Origin of the sequence: Actinocorallia libanotica, from assembly GCF_039525175.1 — a bacterium.
GTDB classification, from domain to species: domain Bacteria; phylum Actinomycetota; class Actinomycetes; order Streptosporangiales; family Streptosporangiaceae; genus Actinocorallia; species Actinocorallia libanotica.
This window is the reverse complement of the sequence record NZ_BAAAHH010000020.1, coordinates 68,331-90,194: the sequence shown is the minus strand read 5'-3', so window position 1 is coordinate 90,194 and position 21,864 is coordinate 68,331. Positions and strand designations below refer to the sequence as shown.

Genomic DNA, 21,864 nt, shown 5'->3' with positions numbered 1-21,864 from the left:
CGCCGGGTACGGCAGAGTCAACTGCTGCAAATGTGAGAAAAAAGGAAAACGGTCCCCCGGGTCGGACCAGCTAGTGATCTACAATGTAAAGGCGTCGGGTGGAAATGCGGTGGGAGCAGCGGCGAGATCCGGAGCAAGGCCCAGGGCGTGCAGAGCAAGCGCAGCGGCGCCCAAGGCCGTGCCGTCGGTCGCCGACGCCAGGACGGCCGGACGGTCGATCGCGGTGGTGACGACCTCCTGCCAGAGGGGGGAGCGGAAGGCGCCGCCGGTGAGGAGGACGGTCTGCACCGGGTGGACGCGGTCGAGGTCGGTGACGATCTCGGCGAGGCGGGTGGCGGCGGCCTCCAGCGCGGCGCGGACGAAGTGGGCGCGGGTGTGGCGCGCGGTGATGCCCAGGAAGGCGCCGGTGAGGTCCGGACGCCACAGGGGCGCCCGTTCGGGCAGCAGGTAGGGGAGCATGACGAGGCCGTCGCAGCCCGGAGGCACCCGGGCCGCGAGTTCGAGCAGGTCGGCCTCGCGGCGCGGGTCCGGTGCGCGGTCGGCGGCGAACACCTCGCCCGCCCAGCGAGCCAGGCCGCCGCCGTTGCTCAACGCGCCGCCGACCACCCAGGCCGCGTCCGTCAGGGCGTAGCTGAACAGCCTGCCTTCAGGGTCGGCGAAGGGACCGGGACGCAGGAGGCGGACGGCGCCGCTGGTGCCCAGCGAAAGGCTCGCCACGCCGGGGGCCGTCGCGCTCGTCCCGAGGTTGCCCAGGGGGCCGTCGGCGGCGCCCGCCACGACGGGAGTGCCCTGCGGCAGGCCGGTGGCGCGAGCCGCGTCGGCGGACAACTGCAGCGTCGCGGTGGTGGGCAGGACGGCCGGAAGCTGCTCGGAGCGCACACCGGCCAGCCGTAGAGCCGCGGGATTCCAGTCGCGCCGGTTCACGTCGAGCAGTCCGGTGCCGGAGGCGGACGACAACTCGGTCGCGAGTGTGCCGGTCAGGTGCAGCAGGACCAGTTCCTTCAGCCCGGCCCACCATCGGGCGCGCGCCCAGAGCCCCGGCTCGTTCTCCCGGAACCACAGCAGTTTGGCCAGCGGGGTCATCGGATGCATCGGCGCGCCCGACACGCGCCGCACCGCTTCGGCCTCGCCGGATTCCAGCAGTCGCTGCGCCTGCGCGGCAGCCCGTCCGTCCGCCCAGGTCAGCAGGGGAGTCAAGGGGAGACGGCCGGAGTCCAGCGCGAGCAACCCGTGCATGGCCGTGCTCACGGACACCGCCAGCACCTCGCGGCCCGCGCACGCCGCCGCGCACTCGGCCAGCGCGCCGAGCACGGCCGTACGTAGGAGCTCGGTGTCCTGGGCGGGGCCGGGCGGGCAGTCCCGCGCGGCCGGGTACCGCCACGTCGAGCCCACGGCGAAGGCGACGGCCTTGACGGAGGTCGTGCCGACGTCGAGACCGATGACCACGCCGCTCATGCCGGCTCCGCGGCCCGCGCGGCGACCGCGTCGACCAGTGCGGCGTCCTCGCCCAGCCGCGGATCGAGCGCGGCGAGCACGGTACGGGTGGCCTCGCGCAGCGGTCCGGTCGAGGGCGGCGCGGCGGCGTCGCGCACGGGCGCGCCGTGCCCGCGCAGGTGCAGCAGCCAGGAGGCCAGAACGCGGATCGCGCCGGGCGGCAGTGCGCCTCGTGCGCGTTCGGCGCGCAGCACCGGCAGCAGTCGGACGGGCAGCTTCTGCGTCCCGTCCTCGGCGATCTTGGCGAGGGTGTGGCGGATCCCCGGGTCGGCGAACCGCGTCAGCAGAGATGCCCGGTAGGCGGCCGTCTCGGCCTCGGGGGAGTCGAGATGGCGGGCGGCCTCGTCCCACCACTGCTCCAGCCAGGCATGGCACACCGGGTCGGCTGCGGCCTCGGCGACGGTCGTGTGCCCGCGCAGCGGCCCGGCGTAGGCGAGTAGCGAGTGCCCTCCGTTGAGCAGCCACAGCTTGCGCCGCGCGTACGGGCCGGTGTCGGTGACGAAGCGGGCGCCGGCCTCCTCCCAACGGGGCCTGCCCGCCGGGAAATCACCGCTGAGCACCCACTCGGTGAACGGCTCGGTGACGACCGGCGCGGCGTCGGCTCGTCCTGTCGCCGCCGCCACGGCCTCGGCGTCCCGTTCCGTGGGCGAGGGAGTGATCCGGTCGACCACCGTGGTGACGTAGGAGGCGTGCTCCGCCGCGGCGCGCAGTCGCCGCGTCCCCGTCGCTTCGGCGAGCTCGCGCACGATCCGGGCGGTCAGCTCCCCGTTGCCGGGCAGGTTGTCGCAGGGCACGATCGCCACGGGCCCGCACCCGGCTCTCCGCCGCGCGGCGAGCCCGGCCAGCAGCCGTCCCGCCACCGTGGTGACCGGGGCGGACGGGTCGGCCTCCAGTGCCGCGGCGTCGGCCCGCACGTCCTCCCGGCCGAGGTCCAGGCCGCCGCTGGGCCAGGTGGCGTAGGCCGCCTCGGTGACGGTGAGCGTGACCGCCGCCAGCTCAGGGCGACGCCAGTAGGTCGACCACGCGGCGTGGTCGGTGCCCGCGTGCACGGCGCTGAGCGCGCTGATCACCTCGTGGCGGTCACCGTCCGGGGTCCGGGTGACCAGGGTGTAGAGGCAGTCCTGCGCGGCCAGCCGGTCGGCCGGCTCCCGGCGGCGGCCGGTGAAGGCGGCGACGCCCCAGGCCGCGGCGTCGGGGGAGTGCTCGGTGTACCAGGCCTGGTGGGCGCGGAAGAACCCGCCGAGGCCCAGGTGCAGGATCCGGACGGGGGCCGCCGGGCGTCCGTCCGCGGCCCGGTCCAGCGGCCGGGTCACAGCTTGAACGCCTTCCTGGGGTTGGCGGTGACCAGTTCCACGGCGACCTCCAGCGCCTCGTCCTCCGCCAGCCGGTGCTCGGCGACCAGCTCGGCGAGGAAGCCGCAGTCCAGCCGCCGGGACATGTCGTGCCTGGCGGGGATGGAGCAGAACGCCCGCGTGTCGTCGACGAACCCGGAGGTCCGGGAGAACCCGGCGGTCTCGGTGACGGCCCGCCGGTAGCGGCGGATCGCGTCGGGCGCGTCCAGGAACCACCAGGGCGCACCCGCGTACACCGACGGGTAGAACCCGGCCAGCGGCGCGATCTCGCGGGAGAAGGCGGTCTCGTCCAGGGTGAACAGGACGAGCTGGAAGCCCCGCGCCGTTCCGTATCGTTCCAGGAGGGGGCGCAGGGCGTCGGTGAACTCGGCGCGCAGCGGGATGTCGTGCCCGGTGTCGTGGCCGAAGCGCCGCAGGGTCGGGGTGTGGTGGTCGCGGCGCACCGCCGGATGCAGGGTCATCACCAGGCCGTCCTCGCACGACATGCGCGCCATCTCCAGCAGCATGTGGCGCCGGAACGCGGTGGCCTCGGCGGCGGTGGCCTCCCCGGCGAGGGCGGAGCGGTAGATGCGGGCGGCCTCGGAACGGGTCAGCGGATCGGTGCGCGGGTCGGCGTGGCTGTGGTCGGCGGAGGTGGCTCCGTGCGCGGCGAAGTACCGGCGGCGCTCCTCCAGGGCGCGGATGTAGCCGTCGTAGCCGGAGGTGTCGACGCCGGCCGTCTCGCCGAGGCGGGCGACCAGCCCGGTCCAGCCGGACGGGCCGGGCTCCAGGTAGCGGTCGGGCCGGAAGGTCGGGATCACGCGCGCCGTCCAGGCCGGGTCTTCCGCCAGCGCCCGGTGGGCGGCCAGATCGTCGCAGGGGTCGTCGGTGGTGGCCAGCACCTCGATCCCGAACCTGCGGAACAGGGCTCTGGGCCGGTAGGCGGGGTCGGCCAGGCGCTCGGCGATCCGGTCGTAGCCGCAGTCGGCGGTCTCCGCGGTGAGCGGCCCGGTGACGCCGAAGATCTCGCTGAGCTCCGCCTCCAGCCAGAAGCGCACCGGCGTCCCGCGGAAGACCGTCCAGTGCTCGCACAGCCGCCGCCACACCCGCCGGGCCTCGGGCTCGGTCAGGGGCTCCTGCCCGACGCCCAGCTCCTCCAGCGCGACCCCGGCGGCGTGCAGCAGCCGGGTGACGTAGTGGTCGGGGGAGACCAGCAGGCTCGCCGGATCGCCGAACGGCGCGTCGTCCGCCAGCAGCCGCGCGTCGACATGGCCGTGGGGGGACAGGATCGGCAGGTCGCGCACGGCCTCGTAGAGCCGCCGGGCGACCGGGCGCACGTTCGGATCGGCCGGGAGGAGCCTGTCGGGGTGGAGGTAGGGCGGCATGCCCCGCATCGTCGGCGCTGCGGGATGGCGGCGGCAAACGGTTGCCATGTGTTGCCGCGTGGAATTGCCCGGGGCCGCACGGCCGTGGTCGGCTGCCGGGCATGGCCCAGCACATCGGAGAAGCCGGAACGGTCCTGGCCGAGGACCGGGTACGGGAGTTCGTCGCCGACCAGTTGGCGGCCGAGGACCTCGACGGGCGCAGCGTGTGCCTGGTCGTCCCCGACGCCACCCGCTCCTGTCCGCTGCCGCTGCTGCTCCGGGCGGTGCACGGTGCGCTGCACGGCCGGGTGAGCCGGATGACCGTGCTCGTCGCGCTGGGCACCCACGCCCCCATGGGCGAGGCCGAGCTCGCCGCGCACGTTCCGGCGCTGCCCGGCATGACGGTGCTGAACCACGTGTGGTGGGAGCCCTCGACGTTCGTCTCGCTCGGCGCGATCGGCGCCGGCCGGGTGGCCGAGCTGTCCGGAGGGCTGCTGCGCGAGGAGGTGGACGTGCGGCTCAACCGGGCCGTCGCCGAGCACGACGTGGCGCTGGTGATCGGCCCGGTGTTCCCGCACGAGGTCGTCGGGTTCTCCGGCGGCAACAAGTACTTCTTCCCCGGGGTGGCCGGGGCCGAGATCATCGACCTGTCGCACTGGCTCGGCGCGCTCATCAGCAGCGTGGAGATCATCGGAACCCGGGGCGTCACCCCGGTGCGGGCGCTGATCGACGAGGCGGCCTCCCTCATCCCGAGCCGGAGGCTTGCGCTGTGCGTCGTGGTGAAGTCCGGCTCCCACGATCTGCACGCGGTGTCCTACGGGACGCCGGAGGAGGCGTGGGAGGCGGCGGCCGAGGTCTCCTCCCGCGCCCACGTGCGCTACCTGGATGCGCCGGTCGACCGCGTGGTCTCGCTGATCCCCGCCAAGTACGACGACATGTGGACGGCGGCCAAGGGCTTCTACAAGCTGGAACCGGTCGTCGCCGACGGCGGCGAGGTCGTCCTCTACGCGCCGCACGTGCGGACGGTCTCCGCGATGCACCCGGAGATCGAGGAGATCGGCTATCACTGCCGCGACTACTTCACCGCCCAGTGGGACCGCTTCAAGCACCTGCATTGGGGCGTCCTGGCCCATTCCACCCATCTGCGCGGCGCGGGCACCTACGATCCCGAGCACGGTGAGCGCTGCCGGGTGCGGGTCACCCTGGCCACCGGCATCCCCGAGGACGTCGTCCGCCGGGCGAACCTCGGCCACCTCGACCCCGCCGCCGTCGACATCGGTGCCCTCTCCGCCGATCCCGGCACGCTCGTCGTGCCGCAGGCGGGCGAGGTCCTCTACCGGCTGCGATGAGCAGAAGCGCGTGGGTCGACGCCTCGGGCGGTGTCGCCGGGGACATGCTCCTGGCCGCGCTCCTGGACGCCGGCGCCTCACTGGAGGCGGTGCGGGCCGCCGTCGAGGAGGTCATTCCCGGCGAGGTGCGGATCGTGCCGGAGCAGGTCACCCGTGCCGGGCTTCGCGCGCTGCGCGTCCGGGTGCTCTCCGCCGCCGACGACCATCCGCACCGCGCCTGGCCCGGTCTGCGCGCCCTCCTCACCGGTGCCGGACTTCCCGGCCAGGTCCGCGACCGGGTGCTGTCGGTCTTCACCCGGCTCGCCGAGGCCGAGGCCCGCGTCCACGGTGTCCCGATCGAGGAGGTCCACTTCCACGAGGTGGGTTCGTGGGACTCCATCGCCGACGTCGTCGGCGTATGCTCCGCCCTTCACGACCTGGCCGTCACCGACCTGGCGGCCGGTCCCGTCGCCCTCGGCTCGGGCCGCGTCTCCACGGCCCACGGCCTGCTGCCCGTCCCGGTCCCCGCCGTCGCCGAGCTGGCCGCCGGGCGGCGGGTCCTGGCGGGAGGTGAAGGCGAACTGGCCACCCCGACCGGCATGGCGCTCCTGACCGCCCTGGCCCGCGAACGCCCCCGGCTGCCCCCGATGCGGCTGGAGCGGACCGGGGTCGGCGCGGGAAGCCGGGACACGCCCGGCCGCCCCAACACCGTGCGCGTCTTCCTGGGCGGCCCGGCCGAGGAGGCGGAGGCGCTCGTGCTCGAGACCAACGTCGACGACCTCGACCCCCGGGCCTGGCCGGACGTGCTGGCCTCCCTCCTGCGGGAGGGCGCGCTCGACGCGTGGCTGGTCCCGATCCTCATGAAGAAGGGCCGCCCCGCGCACACGCTGTGCGTGCTGGCCCCGCCCGCCCGCGCCGAAGCGCTGCGGGCAGAGGTCTTCCGCTCGACCAGCACCCTGGGCATCCGCGAGCGGCGCGTCGGCCGCACGGTGCTGGACCGCGGCTGGACCGACGCGGACGTCCTGGGAACCCGCCTTCCCATCAAGATCGGCCACCGCGGCGGTGTGATCGTGCAGGCGACCCCGGAGTACGGGCACGCCGCCCGGCTCGCCGCCGCGGGGGGGCTGCCCCTGCGCGCCGTCCTGGCCGCGGCGGCCGCCGCGGCCCACGCCGCGGGCCTGCTCCCCGGTGCGCCCGTGCCCCGCCTCGCCCCTGACCCTCCCGCCTGACGTACGGTCAGTCCGGCCGGGGAGCGGCGATCTGGGCGGCGAGGTGCCCGGCTCCGTAACCGTTGTCGATGTTGACGACGGCCACGCCGGGGGAGCAGGCGTTGAGCATGGACAGCAGCGGCGCCAGGCCGCCGAAGGCGGCTCCGTAGCCCACCGAGGTCGGCACCGCGACGACCGGAGCGGCCACCAGCCCGGCCACCACGCTCGGCAGGGCGCCGTCCATGCCCGCCGCGACCACCACCGCCCGAGCCGAGCGCAGCAGGTCTAGGTGAGCTAGGACGCGGTGCAGCCCGGCCACTCCGACGTCCACCACGAGAGTGCACGGACGGCCCAGGTAGCGGGCGGTCAGCTCGGCCTCGCGGGCGACCGGTAGGTCGGAGGTGCCGGCGGCGAGCACCACGACGAGCCCGCCGGAGGGCTCAGGCGGGTACGGAGGCCAGGCCACGAGCTGCGCCTGCGCGTCATGGCGGGCGTCGGGGAGTTCGGCGAGGACGGCGTGGGCGTGTGCGGGGTCGGCACGGGTGAACAGCGCCACCGCCGTTCCGTGCTCGCGCAGCTCGGCCGCGATCGCCCCGACCTGCTCGGGGGACTTGCCGGCGCAGTAGACGGCCTCGGGGTAGCCCCGGCGGGCGGTCCGATCGTGGTCGAGCCGGGCGAAGGAAGCCGGGGGGATCCAGCCGTCATCCATGCCGGACCCCCACCAGAGGCAGGGTGAAGGCACCCGACTTGATGCCTTCCAGGTCGACTGAGACCGTGCTGAACCCCGCCTCCCGGACGGCCGCCAGCACCCGTTCGCGCAGGTCGCCCACCAGCATCGGCAGCTCGCCGACCGGCACCTCGATGCGGGCGGTCTCCCCGTGGTGGCGGACCCGGCAGTCGGTGAAGCCCAATCCCCGCAGCGCCCGCTCGGCCCGTTCGACCTGCCCGAGCCTGCCGGGCGTCACCTCGGTGAAGTGCGGGATCCGGGAGGCCAGGCAGGGCGCGGCGGGCTTGTCCGCGCACGCCAGGCCCAGCGCGGCGGCGATCCGCCGCACCGCCGCCTTGTCCAGTCCGGCGTCGGCGAGCGGACGCCGCACTCCGTGCAGCGCCGCGGCCCTGCCGCCGGGCCGGTCGGGCCGCAGGACGTCGTCGGCGTTCTCCCCGTAGGCCAGCGCGGTGATGCCGTGTTTGGCCGCCACCTGCGCCGAGATCCGGGTGAACAGCTCGTCCTTGCAGTGGAAGCAGCGGTCGGGGCCGTTGGCGCGGTAGGCGGGAAGGTCGCCCTCAAGGGTGCCGACCTCCACGACCCGCACCCCGATTCCCTCGGCGACCAGATGGGCCGCCGACCGTTCGTCGCCCGGAAGGCCGGGCGAGACGCCGAGCACGGCGACGACCCGGCCGGCGCCCAGCGCCCGCACGGCCAGGGCCAGCAGCACGGAGGAGTCCACGCCTCCCGAGAAGGCGACGCCCAGCCTGCCGGGCGTGTCCAGGAGCACGGCGACCCGCTCGGCGGCCGCGGCGTCGGCGCCTTTCAACTCCGGGAACATTCAGCCGACGCTCGACGGCTTGCGGCCGCCGAGCTCCTTCCAGCGTCTCCGCAGGGCGTGCGCGGCGCTCTTGGGCCGCCGGTCGCGGGTGAAGACGCCCTTCTTGTTGCCGTCCACCCGGTGGATGCCGTTGGAGGTGGCGAAGTCCGCGAAGTTCCACACGTGCTCGCCGACGAACGCCTCGACGCGGTCGAAGACGCGGTGGTGCATCTCCAGGTAGGCCTGCTGGTACTCCTCGGTCCACGGGACGTCCCACACCGAGTGCAGGCCCGGCTGGGTGTCCGCGCCGTACTCGCCCATGATGATCGGCTTGCCGAACCTCTCGGCCCAGGCGCGCAGGTCCGTCTCCAGGTAGGTCTCGGCCGCGGCGAGGTCACCGGTCGCGACGTACCAGCCGTAGTAGCGGTTGAGGCAGACGACGTCGAAGAGGTCGGCGATCAGGTCGTTCCGCGAGCTGGCGAACATCACCGCCGTGTAGGACAGCGGCCGGGTCGGGTCGAGCTCGCGGGCCAGCGCGACCAGCGGCTCGAAGTACTCGCGCGCGCCCTCCTCGCTGGAGGACGGCTCGTTGGCCAGGCACCACATCACGACGCTGGGGTGGTTCTTGTCGCGGGCGACCAGCTCCCGCAGGTGCCGGGCGTGCGCCTCCCGGGTGGCCGCGCCGAACGTCTCCGGGGACCAGGTGGGGTCGTGCGCCCTGCCCGCCAGGCCGCCCTGGACGGCCAGGTTGAGGCCCACCGCGGCGGTCTCGTCGATGACGACGATGCCGTGCCGGTCGGCGAACTCCATGACCTCCTCGGCGTACGGGTAGTGCGAGGTGCGGAAGGAGTTGGCGCCCGTCCACTCCATCAGCTGGAAGTCGTGCACGAGGTAGGCGTCGTCGTGGCCCTTGCCCCGTACCGGCGTGTCCTCGTGCTTGCCGAACCCGGTGAAGTAGAACGGCTCGCCGTTGATGAGGAACCGCGTGCCGCGCACCTCGACCGTGCGCACCCCGAACGGCTCGGTGTAGGAGTCGGCGACCTCCCGGCCGTCGAGCACCTCGACGACCAGGCCGTAGAGGTAGGCGGCGCCCGGACGCCACAGGGTCACGTCCTCGATCCGCACGGTCCCGCTCGCGCCCTCGCCCGAGGCGACCTCGGCTCCCGCGGCGTCGAGCACCCGCACCCGCACCGGCGCGGGAGCGCTCGTCTCCACCGTGTAGCCGACCGTTCCGGCCGGCCCGTCGACCCCGGTGGTGATCGTGACGTCCGTGACGTGCACCTGCGGCGCGCTGTACAGCCACACCGATCGCGCCAGGCCCGCGTAGTTGTAGAAGTCGTGCAGGTACTTCTGCTGCCGTCGGCCGTCTTGGGCGACGGTGATGGTGCCCGGCGGGATCGTGGTGTTCGTCAGCTCGTTGCCGACCCCGATCGTCAGCCGGAACTCCTCGCCCGCCCGCACATGGCCGGTGATGTCGGCCTCGAACGGCGTGTAGCCGCCGATGTGCTCGGCGACCAGGACGTCGTCGACGTAGACCCGGCCCTCGTGGGTGGCGGCGTCCACCCGCAGGAAGATCCGCTCACCGGCCCAGCCGCGCGGCACCCGTGCCTGCCGCTGGTACCAGACCCAGCCCACGTGGTCGCGGATCGCGGGGTCGGTGAACAGGTCGTTGTAGCTGGCCGGGACGGCGGCTTCCAAAGGGGTGTCGAGCCGACCCTCCCAGGGGTCGTCCGGCACGGTCCCGGCGACGGCGAACCGCCAGAGGCCGTCCAGGCCGACCAGCTCGCGGGTCGGGGTGGAGCGGGGTTTCAACATGGCTGAGCTTCCTTACTTCCGCGACCGGTCACCGGTCGCGAGGGCGGCGGCGAAGGCGGATTCCAGGGCGTCGGGACGGTCGGGGAACCGGTCCAGGACGGTCCGCAGGCTCGTGTCGGGGGAGGCCTTGGCGGCGTGCGCGACCGGCAGGTGCGGGAGGTGCTCGGCGAACACCCGCTCCACCGCCGCCCAGACCTCGGCGTCGGACATCAGGGTCCTGATGGGGGTGGTCAGGGTGTGGCGGCGCAGCGGGTCGTAGCCCTCCGGCAGGTCGTAGGTCCAGGCGTGGGAGCCGGGGGGGACCACGGTCTCCAGCATGTCCGGATGCAGGGGCAGGGCGACCTCCGCCTCGGTGCCGGGCGGGACGGTGACCTCGACCGTCATCCGGCCGCCGGCGACGCGCCAGGAGACGGCGGCCTCGCCGTGGACGGTCAGGTGGCGCAGGGCGGCGTGGGTGAGCCCGATGCCGGGCAGGGGCGCGATGCGCATGCGGCGGTAGCCGGGCTCGATCGGGGTGAGGCCGCCGACGGTGGTGTGCAGCCAGTGCACGGACGCGCCGAGGGCGTAGTGGTTGAAGGAGGTCATCTCGGCCGGGTGCACGGTGCCGTCGGGGAGGAGGGCGTCCCAGCGTTCCCAGACGGTGGTGGCGCCCATCGTGACGGGATGGAGGAGGGACGGGGCGCCGGTCTGCAGCAGCATCCGGTACGCCTCCTCCAGGTGGCCGGTGCGGGTGAGGGCGGGCAGGACGTGCGGGGTCCCCGCGAAACCGGTGGATATCCGGTATCCGGCGTCGGTGACCAGGGCGGCGAGGCGGTCACCGGCCTTGCGCTCCTGGCCGGGATCGAGGAGGCCGAAGGCGATCGCCAGCGCGTAGGCGGTGACCGTCTCGCCGGCCAGGCGTCCGCCGGGAGTGGCGTACTCGCGCCGGAACGCCTCGCGTACCCGGTCGGCGAGCGCGGCGAAGTGGACGGCGTCGGCGTCCTCGCCCAGGATCCGCGCGGTCTCCGCCATCTCGCGGGTGGTCCTGGCCAGGTAGGCGCCGGCCACGAGGTACCTGTCGGTCTTGGCCGCGGCGGCGTTGTCGGCCGGGGCGTCGGGGTCGAGCCAGTCGCCGAACTGGAAGCCGCCGCTCCACAGGCCGTCGGCGTCCAGCCGCGCCTCGACGTCGCGGACGAAGCGGGTCATGGACGGGTAGGCGCGCCGCAGGATCCCGGTGTCGCCGTACTCCCGGTAGAGGGTCCAGGGCAGGCTGACGGCGACGTCCGCCCACAGGGCGGTGGGCTCGCAGGGGTTGTGCAACGCGTCGGGGACGACGAACGGGACGTATCCCAGCTCGCGCTGCTCGGCGGCGAGGTCGGCCAACCAGGAGTCCAGGACGCCGCGCACGTCGTAGAGGAAGGCGGCGGTGGGGCCGAAGGCGTTGATGTCGCCGGTCCAGCCCATGCGTTCGTCGCGCTGCGGGCAGTCGGTGGGCAGGCCGACGAAGTTGCCGCGCATCGACCAGACGGTGTTGGCGTGCAGCCGGTCGACCAGCGGGTCGGAGCAGTCGAACCAGCCGGTGCGCCTCATGTCGCTGTGCACGACGACGGCGGACACCTCGTCGAAGGGGCCGTCGATCTCGGCGTAGCGGAAACCGTGGAAGGTGAAGCGCGGCTCCCAGGTCTCCGTGCCGCCGCCGCGCAGGACGTAGCGGTCGACGGCCGCGGCGCGGCGGAGCGACCGGACGTTCAGCTCCCCGTCGGTGAGGATCTCCGCGTGGCGGATCGTCACGGTCTGCCCGGCCCGCCCGGTGGTGGTGAGCCGCACCCGGCCGGAGATGTTCTGCCCGAAGTCCACGATCGTCCTGCCGGACGGGCTCGTGGTGACGGCGACGGGGGCGAGCTCCTCGACGCGGCGGATGGGCTCGGCGGCGCGCGGGAACAGGGCGGCCGGATCCCAGTCGAACGGGTCGGCCGGAGACCATCGGGAGTCGTCGAACCCGGCCGTGCACCAGCCGTGCGGCTCCAGCCGCGCGTCATGGGTCTCCCCGTCGTACAGGCTGTGGCCGACGACGGCTCCGGGGGCGCAGGTGAAGGAGCCGTCGGTGCCGATGGTCTCGGTGCGGTCGCCGTAGTCCAGCTCCAGTTGGAGGAAGAGCGCCGGCCGGTCCGTGTAGTGGAAGCGGTCGGCGTTCTCACCGGAGCGCATCAGCGACTCGAAGCCGATCCGGCCCGCCGCCCAGCCCTCGCCGACGATCGCCCCCAGCGCGTTCGCACCCGGTTCGATCAGCCCGGTGACGTCGTGAGCGCTGACGGGCAGCCGGTGCCTGTAGGACGTCCAGCCGGGTGAGAGCACCTCATCGCCCACACGGGTTCCGTTCAGGTACGGCTCCACGATCCCCAGCGCGGTGACGTGCAGCAGCGCGCGTTCGGGCCGCCGGTCGACGGTGAACTCGCGGCGGAAGTACGGCGCGCTCCCCTCGGGCTCCCGGGGGAACGACGCCGCGACGAAACCGGCACGGTACTTCTCGTCCATGACCCTCTCTCAAACGTTGATCGCGTCGACCGGGACGGTCGCGGTGCATCGGATGTCGGCGCTGCTGAATCCGGCCAGGAGCGTGACGTCGCCCGCTTCGAGTCCGCGCCGCCCGTCGGGCAGCGTGTGGCACAGCCGCTCGACCGGCGCTTCGAGCACGAGGTCGGCCGACTCCCCGGCGGCCAGGGCGACGCGCTGGAACTGCAGGAGCTGGCGGACCGGGCGGACGACGCCCGCGTACTCGTCGCGGGCGTACAGCTGCACGACGGTCTCGCCGTCCCGCCGCCCGGTGTTGGAGACCCGGACGGGCGCCCGCAGCATCCCGTCGCGCGCCTCGGCCTCACCCGCGTGCCGGAGTTCGAAGGCGGTGTAGGACAGGCCGTGGCCGAAGGCGAACAGGGGGCTCTGGTCGTCCAGGTCGACGTAGGCGTAGGTGTCGCCGGTCGGGTGGTCGTAGCCGCTGCCGTGGCGGTGCCCGTGGTAGATCGGGACCTGGCCGAGGTGCCGGGGGAAGGAGGCGGGCAGCCTGCCGCCCGGGTCGGCCGTGCCGAACAGCGCCGCGGCGACCGCGTCCCCGGCGGCCTCGCCGAGCAGCGGCGCGAGCAGCAGCGCGTTGGACGTCCGCGCGACCCGCTCCAGCAGCAGCGGCCGTCCGGACACCACGACGGTGACGAGCGGCCTGCCGGTCGCGGCCAGCAGGCCGATGAGCTCCTCCTGATCGCCCCGCAGCGAGGGGGAGGCGCTGGAGCGGCCCTCACCGGCGGTGTTGGCGCCGACCCGCCCGGTCCGCTCGCCGACGACGGCGATGACCAGGTCGGCTCCGGCGACGGCGGCCTCGACCGCCGCGGCCGTCGGCGGCTCCCGGAGGCGAAGCTCCCCAGGGGCGCGTATGCGAGCTCCGGGTCGTGCTCGCGCAGCGCCTGAAGGACGGTGCGGGCCTCGGGGTGCAGGGCGCGTGCCATCTCCTCGAAGACCGGCTGGAGGGTGGGCAGGGGGGTGGTGACGATGTCGGTCGCGTCGAACGTCGCCGGGTCGGCTCCGGGGATCCGCCCCGACCGGACCGCCTTGATCGCGGCGGGCATCTCGGCGGCGGCCACCGAGGTGTAGGCGCCGAAGTGGACGCGCAGCTCGTCGGCGGCGGGCCCGGTGACCACGATCCGGCGCCGGCCCGGGGCCAGCGGCAGGACGCCGTCGTTGCCGAGCAGGACCGTGCCGCGGGCGGCGATCGCGCGCCGCACCTCGGCGGCCTCCGCCCGGTCCGGGCGCCGGCGGGGCGCGGCGGGCACGCCGGAACCGGGGACCAGTCCGGCCCTCGCCTTGATCTCCAGCACCCGGGCCACCGCCCGGTCGACCACCCGCTCGTCCAGACGGCCGCTCGTGACCTCCTCCACCAGGTGGGGGAAGTTCCGTGCCTGGGGCAGCTCGGCGTCCAGCCCGGCCGTGAGCGCCTTCGCCGCCGCCTCGCCCGGCTCGGAGGCGATGCGGTAGCGGGTCCGCAGCATGTCGACCGACTCGTAGTCGCTGACGACCAGGCCGGTGAAGCCGAGCTCGCCGCGCAGCAGCCCGGTCAGCAGCCAGTGGTCGGCCGCCGCGGGCACCCCGTCGACGTCATTGTAGGAGTTCATGACGACCGACAGTCCGGCCTCGGCGATCGAGCGGCGGAACGGCTCGGCGTACTCGTCGACGAGCGCGCGCCGCCCCAGCTGGGTGGTGGCCATGTTCAAGCCGCCCTCGGAGGCGCCGAAGCCCAGGAAGTGCTTGCCGGTGGCCAGCAGCCCCGTCCCCTCCTGGATCCCGCGGACGAACGCGACGGAGCACCGCGCGACCAGTTCCGGGTCCTCACCGTAGGTCTCGTGCACCCGCCCCCAGCGGGGGTCGCGGCCGAGGTCCATGACGGGGGAGAAGACGAGCTGGACCCCCAGGTCGCCCATGTGCGCGGCGGTGACCGACGACGCGCGCCGGACCAGGTCCGGGTCCCAGGTCGCGGCCTGCGCCCACGCCGTGGGGAACTGCTCCCCGGCCGCGTGCAGGAACCCGCTGATCCCCTCGAAGTGCACCAGCCCGCCGATCCCGAACGGCGAGACCTCCCGCACCGCCTCCTGGACCCGGGCGAGCGCGTCGCGCAGGCCGTCGGCGTCCTGGCCGAGGAACCACGCCAGCGACAGGTGCCCGACGCCGTGCGGGCACAGCTCGGCGAGCCGCCCTGTGTCCAGCCGCGGCCCGGTCCGCGGGTCGAAGGCCAGCAGGCTCGGCAGGCCGAGGCCGCCGAGCTGGGCGACCTTCTGGTCGAGCGTGAGCCGGGCGACCAGCCGGTCGATGTCGGACATGAAATACCTCAACGGATGCTCTTGATGCGGAACAGGACGGCGCCGCCCGCGACGGTGAAGACGCCCGCCGCCAGGTAGAGGAGGGGGTAGTTCTTCTCCCCGGCGCTCGCGCCGGCCGTCAGGACCACCGTCGCGGCGAAGGGCGCGACGGCGTGGGCGGCGCTGTTGGACAGCGTGTAGATGGCCATGTAGCGCCCGGCGTCGGTCTCCCGGTCCGGGACGAGGTCCAGGGCGATGGCCTGGTCGATGGCCGAGAACGCGCCGATGCCGAGATTGCACAGGGCGGACCCGGCGACGATGGCCGGCAGGTCCGGCGCGGCCGCCATGACGGTCGCGCCCGCCGCGAACAGGACGGCGGAGGCGGCCGCCAGGGGCAGGCGCCTGCCGAGCAGGTCGGAGGCGTACCCGCTGCCGAGGGCGCCCGCCATCGCGGCGAGGACGCCGACGCCGCCGAGCACCGCCACCGGCCCCGCGGCCTCGTCGACCGGCACCTCCAGCCGCCAGGCCAGGAAGTAGGCGGTGAACGCCGTGCTCAGGGTCAGGCCGCACACGAACAGGAACCGGCCCAGCAGGTTCCACGCGAAGTCCGGATGGCGGCGGACGTCGAAGAGGTACTTCCCGGCCAGCTCCCGCACCGTGAGGGGCCCCGGGGCGGGCAGGTCCCGGGCGTCCGGCTCGCCCACCCGCCAGACGAACAGCAGGAGGCCGGCCATGCCGAGCGCGCCGGGCACCAGGAACAGCAGATAGGGGTCACCGGACAGGTTCCCGGCGACGACGGCGCCGAGGATCGGCGCGAGCATCGCCACGAACCCGCCGAACCCGGAGATCCGCCCCCGCTGGGAGACCGGCACCCGGTCGGCCTGCGAGGCGACCAGGAGGGTGCCCGCCACTCCCCAGGTCAGGTACATCAGCACCCAGCCGCAGCCGAGCAGCAGGACGCCGGGCGCCGCGGCCAGCACCAGCAGCGCGGCCGTACCGCCCGCCGCGCCCCAGACCAGGAACGGGCGGCGGCGGCCCCACCTCGTCCGGGCGCGGTCGCTGAGCACCCCGAACACCGGCCCCGAGAGCACGGCGGCGGCCGAACCCGCCCCGGTGATGTAGCCGAGGTACTCCTCGCGGCCGGGCGCGATCTGCTCGAGCCGGATCGCCAGCGAGATCGCGATCGGGGTGACCAGCGCCATCTGGACGCCGAGCGCGGCCAGGACGACCAGCCGCATGTAGGACGCGCCGACCTTCGGCGGCTCCGCCGCCGTGCCGACGGCCTCGGCGACGCTCATCGCCCGGCCCGCACGGTCCGGACGGTGTTTCCCGCGCAGTCGCGGATCCCGGTGGCCACCAGGATCCCGTCGAGGGCGGTGCTCAGCGGTGTGCGGATCATGGGTGCCTCCTCGTTCGCGGCCGGGCCGGGGTCACGGGCGTCCGCGGCGGGCGGTGCGGCCGAGCCAGGCCAGGCTCGGCTTGGGGCGGCGTTCGAAGGTCCGGCGGTCCACGGCGATGAGGCCGAAGGTGGGCTTCCAGTGGCCCCACTCGAAGTTGTCCAGGGCGCTCCAGTGCAGGTAGCCGCGCACGTCCACCCCGTCGTCGACGGCGGCGAACAGGTGCTCCAGGGCTTCGGCGGTGTAGGCGACGCGGCGGGTGTCGTCGTCGGTGGCGATGCCGTTCTCGGTGACCAGGACGGGGGTGCGGCCGGTGCGCTCCCAGGCGTGGCGGACGGCGATGCCGAGGGCGTCGGGGCGGTAGGCGTTGCCGGTGAGGGTGGTGTCGGGCCCCCGGGGATGGGGGACGACGCCGTTCTCGTCGACGTCCTGGCTGGAGTAGGACTGCACGCCGATGAACTCGTCGCCGCGGGCCGCGTCCAGGTAGAGGTCCTCACGGACGTGGCGGATCCGCTCCAGCAGCTCCTCGTTGCCGGGGCGGGCGACGAGCGCCTGGCAGGCGACGGTCCAGCCGACCGCGGCGCCGGTGTGCTCCCTGAGGACGGCGCGGGCGGCGTGGTGCGCCTCGATCAGGCGCCGGCCGACCTCGGGGTCGGGATCGGGCAGCACCGGGCGGGCGGCGCCTTCGACGGTGGGGCTCATCCAGTTCCCGGCACCGCCGCCGGACTCCGCCGCGGCCCTGGCCGCGCGGCTCATCCCGACCATGAGGGCGAGCATGTTCGGCTCGTTGAGCGTGCAGACCCACTCGACCCCGTCGAGGATCTCGGCGGCCTTGCGGACGTAGTTCGTGAACCGTTCGACGCCGTCGTCGGCCATCCAGCCGCCGGCCTGGGCGAACCAGAGCGGGTGGGTGAAGTGGTGCAGCGTGACGACCGGCTTGAGGCCCAGTTCCAGGGCGGTGTCGATCATCCGGCGGTAGTGGGCGAGCTCGGCTTGCGAGAAGTGGCCGGGAGCCGGTTCGATCCGCGCCCACTCGACGCCGAACCGGTAGGCGTTCAGGCCCGCCTCGGCCAGGAGCCGCATGTCCTCGGCGTAGCGGTGGTAGCCGTCGCAGGCGTCGCCGCTGCGCTCCATGCCGGGCATGAGCTGCTCGCGCGCCCACCAGTCGCTGTTGACGTTGTTGCCCTCGATCTGGTGCGGCGCGGTGGAGGCGCCCCACAGGAAGCCGGGAACGGGTCGTGTCATCGGTGGGGATCCTTGCTGGAGGCGCGGGCTCGGCCGCGCGGCGCGGTGCCGCGGGGGTGTGACGGCCGTCTCAGGTGATATGAAAACAGTATTGCAACACTAATTTCAACTGTTGAGGCAGGATGATTTCGTGACAACTCAGACGAGTCGTGGTCCCTACGCGAAATCGGCGGCGGTCCGGCGCCGGGTCCTGGAGGCCTGCGTCGACGCGTTCGCCGAGACCGGCTTCTACGGCGCCACGATGAAGGACATCGCCAGGCGCGCGGGCATCAGCTACACCGGTCTGCTGCACCACTTCCCCCGCAAGGAGGACCTCCTCATCGCGGTCCTGGAGTTCCGCGGCGAGCAGAGCACCCGCCTCCTGGAGACCGCCGACGCGCTCGACCCCGCCGAGTACCCCCTGGAGGTGCTGCGCGGCATGCTCGCGGTGACCGCCGACAACGAGCGGAGCCCCGGCCTGCTGGAGCTCCACTGCGTGATGTCGGGCGAGGCCACCTCACCGGAGCACCCCGCCCACGCCTACTACACCGACCGCTACCGCAAGCTCCGCCGGTTCTACGCGGCCGCCTTCACCGCCCTCGCCGAACGCGGCGAAATCCGCTCCGAGTCCACCCCGGAGGCGCTCGCGGCGATGACGATCGCCCTGATCAACGGCCTCCAGACCCAGTGGCTCTACGACCGCGGCACCGTCGACATGGAGGGCTCCCTCCGCGCCTTCCTGGTCTCCGTCGTTCCCGCCCTGGCCGGGTGAGCGGCGGAGGCGTTCAGACGGTGCCGGTCCGTTCGGCCTCGGCGAGGCGGCGGCGGGCCGCGCGCCGCTCGGCCTGCGCGGCCGGGTCGGCGACGGGCGAGGCGAGCATGAGGCGCCGGGTGTAGGGGTGCCGGGGAGCGGAGGTGACCGGGCCCGCCGGGCCGGTCTCGACGATGTCGCCCCGGTGGATGACGCTGACCCGGTGGCACATGTGCCGCACGACGGCCAGGTCGTGGGAGATGAACAGGTAGGCGACCCCCGTGCGGCGCTGGACGTCCCGGAGGAGGTCCAGGACGCGGGCCTGCGTCGACAGGTCGAGGGCGGAGACGGGTTCGTCGCAGACGATGAGCCTCGGCTCGGGCGCCAGAGCGCGGGCGATGGCCACGCGCTGGCGCTGGCCGCCGCTGAACTCCCGCGGCAGGCGTTCGGCGGCGTCGGCGGGCAGGCCGACCCGGTCGAGCAGGTCGCGCACCCGCTCGCGCGCCGCGGCGGGGGCCGCCCCCTGGACGACGAGGGGCTCGCTGAGGATGTCGCCGACGGTCAGGGAGGGGTTGAGGGAGGAGTAGGGGTCCTGGAAGACCACCTGGATCTCGCGGGCCAGGGCGCGGCCCACCCGGCCCGCGAGCCGGGTGACGTCGCGGCCGCCGAACCGGATGGTCCCGCCGCCGGCCTCGACCAGGCCGAGGACGGCGCGGCCGATGGTGGTCTTGCCGGAGCCGGACTCGCCGACCAGCCCGTGCGCCTCTCCGGCGCCGACCGCCAGATCGACGCCGTGCAGGACCTCGACGGGTCGGGAGCGCCGTCCGCGCCCGGGGAAGGACACGCGCAGGCCGTTCACGTCGAGCAGGGGCGCGGTCACCATGTCGTCGTCCTCCCCAGGGGTTCGTCGGCGGCGACGGGGGCGTCGCCGCGCACGGTGTTCTCGTCGAGGATGGAGTCCAGGAGCATCCGGGTGTAGTCGTGCTCGGCCCCGCCGAAGATCTTCTCCGCGGTGCCGGTCTCGACGATCTCGCCGGTGCGCATGACGGCGACGCGGTCGCAGACGTCGGCCACGACGCCGAAGTCGTGGGTGACCAGCAGGACCGCCATGTCCATCTCCTCGCGCAGGTCGCGCAGCAGGTCGAGGATCTCGGCCTGGACGGTGACGTCGAGGGCGGTGGTCGGTTCGTCGGCGATCAGCAGGGCCGGGCGGCAGGCGACGGCCCCGGCGATGAGCACGCGCTGGGCCATGCCGCCGGAGATCTCATGGGGGCGGCTGCGGAAGGCGCGTTCGGGATCGGGGATGCCGACCCGCTCGAGCAGGGCCAGCACCCGCCTCCTCGCCTCGCCTCGGGAGGCTCCCGAGGCGGCGCGCACGCCCTCGACGAGTTGGGCGCCCACCGTGAACGACGGATCCAGGTTGGACATCGGCTCCTGCGGCACGTACGCGATCGCCCTGCCGCGCAGCCCGCGCAGCTCGGACTCCTTGAGGCCGAGCAGCTCGCGGCCGTCCAGGCGGATCGAGCCGCGGACGACCACCGCCTCCGAAGGCAGCACTCCCAGGACCGCGAACGCCGTCTGGGTCTTGCCGGACCCCGACTCGCCCACGAGCCCGAGCGTCTCCCCGGGCTCCAGGACCAGGCTCACGCCGCTGACCACCTCTTTCAGCTCTCCCGAGGGCGTCGGGTAGGCGATCGTCAGGTCCTCGACGGCCAGCAGCCCGGCCGGCGCGGCGCCCGTCGCGGCCGGGGCCTTCGGAGCGGGGATCCCGGCGGGCCTGCGCCGGGATCCTTCAAGGGCGTCGCGCAGCGCGTTCCCGAACAGCACCAGGCAGGAGGTGAGCGCGCCGAGCACGAGGCTGGGCCAGACGAACTGCAGGGGGGAGAGGTAGAGGTTGTGGAAGCCCTCGGAGATCATCGCCCCGAAGCTGGGGGTGGTGGCGGGCCCGACGCCGAGGAAGGCGAGGCCGGACTGGACGCCGATGGAGGAGCCGCACAGGAACGCGGTGGCGATGATGACCGGTCCGCGTACGGCGGGCAGGACGTGGCGGACCAGGATGCGCCGGTCGGACAGGCCCGAGACGCGGGCGGCGTCGACGAACAGCTCGTTCTTGACGCCCAGGACCTGGTTGCGGGTGATGCGGTAGACGCCGGGGGAGAGCAGCACCCCGAAGATCGCCATGGTGGTGCGGAAGTCGCCGCCGGTCAGGGGCATGAGCACGATGAGCAGGAGCAGCCCGGGGAAGGTCATCACCAGGCTGAACACCCACTCGGTGAGCGAGCGGAGGCGGTCGTGGTAGCCGCCGACCAGCCCGGCGGACACACCGATCACCAGGGCGATGCTCGCGCCGATGAGCGCGGAGACCGTGCTGGTGTTGATGGAGTGCAGCAGCCGTGCCCAGATGTCGCGGCCGCTGCGGTCGCCGCCCAGCGGGTAGCCGTCGGTGCCCGCGCCCGCGTCGATGTGGTCGAGCGAGGCGTGGTTCGGGTCATGGGAGGTGAGCACCGGGGCGAGCAGGCCGAGCACCACGATGAGCAGGAGCACGCTCGCGGTGATGACCGCCTGCGGGTCCCTCAGCAGCCTGCGCGCGGCCGACCTGCGGCGTACGGCGTCCTGCGGGGCGGTGGAGGCTGTCAAAAGATCCTCGCCTTCGGGTTGAGCCAGCCGTTCACGAGATCGACGGCGAGGTTGACGGTGACGACGAGGAGCACGGCGAACAGGGTGATGCCCATGATCGCGGGGACGTCGCCCTGCAGGGAGGACTCGAAGGCGTAACCGCCGAAGCCCGCGATCGCGAAGATGCTCTCGATGACGAGCGCGCCGCCGAGCATCGAGATGAACTCGAACGACAGGACCGTCAGCGCGGGCCCGGCGGCGTTGCGCAGGGCGTGGCGCAGCACCACCGACCGGGCGGACAGGCCGCGGGTGCGCAGCGTGCGCACGTAGTCCTTGCGAAGCTCGTCGACCATGGTGCCGCGCACCTGCGCGGTCAGCCCGGCGATCCCGGTGGCCACCAGCGCGATGACCGGGATGGTGATCGACCCGGCCCACCGGAGGGGATCGGCGGACAGGGGGGTGAAGCCGGTGGCGGGGAGCAGGTCCCCCCTGACCGAGAGCACGTAGACCAGCACGATCGCCAGCAGCAGGCTCGGGAAGAGGTTGCCGGCCAGCGAGGCGCCCTGGGCCACCCGGTCGACCGCGCCGCCGCGGGAGGCCGCCAGCACTCCGAGCGCCACGCTGATCACGACCGTGACCAGCAGCGCGACGACGACGATCGACATCGTCACGCCGAACCGCTGCAGGATCGTGTGCGCCACGGGCTCACCCGTGAACAGCGAGGTGCCGAGGTCGCCGCGCGCCGCGTGCACGAGCCAGTCGAGGTACTGGACGGGCAGCGGGCGGTCGAAGCCCAGCTCGGCCTTGAGCGCCCGGACGGCCTCGGGAGTGGCCGCCGGGCCGAGCCGGTTGCCGGCGATGCCGTCGAAGGAGGGGGCGAGCAGGAGGAAGGTGATCAGGGTGACCAGCACCGCGAGCACCAGTCCGGTGCCCAGGCGGCGCAGTACGTACAGGAGCATGAGCGGTTCGTCCTTCGGGGCGGTCCGGTGG

The 21,864-nt window shown here is 73.9% G+C and carries 16 protein-coding genes and 1 pseudogene; 3 read left to right on the top strand and 14 right to left on the bottom strand.

Going from position 1 to position 21,864, the window contains the following annotated elements; translation table 11 throughout:
- Positions 1 to 78: 78 nt before the first annotated feature.
- From ABD140_RS23095 to uxaC, 3 genes are read right to left on the bottom strand one after another with little or no spacing between them, the layout of a single operon-like run.
- Positions 79 to 1,455 carry a gluconokinase gene (locus tag ABD140_RS23095; protein ID WP_344243021.1) on the bottom strand — a complete coding sequence of 459 codons (1,377 nt, stop codon included), beginning with the start codon at positions 1,453 to 1,455 and terminating at the stop codon, positions 79 to 81.
- Positions 1,452 to 2,807, bottom strand: a complete 1,356-nt coding sequence (locus tag ABD140_RS23090; protein ID WP_344243020.1) for a mannitol dehydrogenase family protein — start codon at positions 2,805 to 2,807, stop codon at positions 1,452 to 1,454. Before ABD140_RS23090 ends, ABD140_RS23095 begins: the two co-directional genes overlap by 4 nt.
- Positions 2,804 to 4,210, bottom strand: coding sequence for a glucuronate isomerase (gene uxaC, locus ABD140_RS23085; RefSeq protein ID WP_344243018.1), 1,407 nt, complete (start codon positions 4,208 to 4,210; stop codon positions 2,804 to 2,806). Before uxaC ends, ABD140_RS23090 begins: the two co-directional genes overlap by 4 nt.
- 101 nt (positions 4,211 to 4,311) lie before the next feature.
- On the opposite strand from uxaC, the gene ABD140_RS23080 reads away from it, so the two are divergent.
- Positions 4,312 to 5,538 (top strand): lactate racemase domain-containing protein, encoded by a 1,227-nt coding sequence (locus ABD140_RS23080; RefSeq protein WP_344243017.1) that lies wholly within the window; start codon positions 4,312 to 4,314, stop codon positions 5,536 to 5,538.
- On the top strand, positions 5,535 to 6,746 hold the full coding sequence (gene larC, locus ABD140_RS23075) for a nickel pincer cofactor biosynthesis protein LarC (RefSeq protein ID WP_344243016.1): 1,212 nt from the start codon (positions 5,535 to 5,537) through the stop codon (positions 6,744 to 6,746). The genes ABD140_RS23080 and larC overlap by 4 nt, the downstream gene beginning before the upstream one ends.
- 7 nt (positions 6,747 to 6,753) lie before the next feature.
- Here larC and larB read toward each other — a convergent pair whose 3' ends face one another.
- The 8 genes and pseudogenes from larB to ABD140_RS23035 form a co-directional block, all read right to left on the bottom strand.
- The gene (larB, locus tag ABD140_RS23070) at positions 6,754 to 7,434 is read right to left on the bottom strand and encodes a nickel pincer cofactor biosynthesis protein LarB (protein ID WP_344243015.1); all 681 of its coding nucleotides are present in this window, start codon (positions 7,432 to 7,434) and stop codon (positions 6,754 to 6,756) included.
- A complete protein-coding gene (larE, locus tag ABD140_RS23065; RefSeq protein ID WP_344243014.1) occupies positions 7,427 to 8,272 on the bottom strand; it encodes an ATP-dependent sacrificial sulfur transferase LarE in 846 nt (281 codons plus the stop codon). Before larE ends, larB begins: the two co-directional genes overlap by 8 nt.
- Positions 8,273 to 10,066, bottom strand: coding sequence for a beta-glucuronidase (uidA, locus tag ABD140_RS23060; RefSeq protein ID WP_344243013.1), 1,794 nt, complete (start codon positions 10,064 to 10,066; stop codon positions 8,273 to 8,275). It abuts the gene before it with no gap.
- Positions 10,067 to 10,078: 12 nt separating this feature from the next.
- A complete protein-coding gene (locus ABD140_RS23055; RefSeq protein WP_344243012.1) occupies positions 10,079 to 12,580 on the bottom strand; it encodes an alpha-L-rhamnosidase in 2,502 nt (833 codons plus the stop codon).
- A 9-nt stretch (positions 12,581 to 12,589) separates the two neighbouring features.
- Entirely contained in the window at positions 12,590 to 13,471 is an 882-nt protein-coding gene (locus tag ABD140_RS23050; RefSeq protein WP_344243086.1) for a glycoside hydrolase family 3 C-terminal domain-containing protein, read from the bottom strand.
- Positions 13,472 to 13,962: 491 nt separating this feature from the next.
- A pseudogene (locus tag ABD140_RS40195) lies at positions 13,963 to 14,907 on the bottom strand (glycoside hydrolase family 3 protein); the annotation flags it as partial.
- An 8-nt stretch (positions 14,908 to 14,915) separates the two neighbouring features.
- Entirely contained in the window at positions 14,916 to 16,184 is a 1,269-nt protein-coding gene (locus ABD140_RS23040) for an MFS transporter (RefSeq protein WP_344243010.1), read from the bottom strand.
- Positions 16,185 to 16,316: 132 nt separating this feature from the next.
- Entirely contained in the window at positions 16,317 to 17,528 is a 1,212-nt protein-coding gene (locus tag ABD140_RS23035; RefSeq protein ID WP_344243009.1) for a glycoside hydrolase family 1 protein, read from the bottom strand.
- A 130-nt stretch (positions 17,529 to 17,658) separates the two neighbouring features.
- Between ABD140_RS23035 and ABD140_RS23030 the strand changes: the two genes are divergently transcribed.
- Positions 17,659 to 18,279 (top strand): TetR/AcrR family transcriptional regulator, encoded by a 621-nt coding sequence (locus ABD140_RS23030; protein ID WP_344243008.1) that lies wholly within the window; start codon positions 17,659 to 17,661, stop codon positions 18,277 to 18,279.
- A 13-nt stretch (positions 18,280 to 18,292) separates the two neighbouring features.
- Here the strand turns inward: ABD140_RS23030 and ABD140_RS23025 are convergent, their stop codons facing one another.
- From ABD140_RS23025 to ABD140_RS23015, 3 genes are read right to left on the bottom strand one after another with little or no spacing between them, the layout of a single operon-like run.
- Entirely contained in the window at positions 18,293 to 19,141 is an 849-nt protein-coding gene (locus tag ABD140_RS23025) for an ATP-binding cassette domain-containing protein (RefSeq protein WP_344243007.1), read from the bottom strand.
- Positions 19,135 to 20,895, bottom strand: a complete 1,761-nt coding sequence (locus tag ABD140_RS23020; RefSeq protein ID WP_344243006.1) for an ATP-binding cassette domain-containing protein — start codon at positions 20,893 to 20,895, stop codon at positions 19,135 to 19,137. The genes ABD140_RS23025 and ABD140_RS23020 overlap by 7 nt, the downstream gene beginning before the upstream one ends.
- Entirely contained in the window at positions 20,892 to 21,833 is a 942-nt protein-coding gene (locus tag ABD140_RS23015) for an ABC transporter permease (RefSeq protein ID WP_344243005.1), read from the bottom strand. The genes ABD140_RS23020 and ABD140_RS23015 overlap by 4 nt, the downstream gene beginning before the upstream one ends.
- Positions 21,834 to 21,864 lie beyond the last annotated feature (31 nt).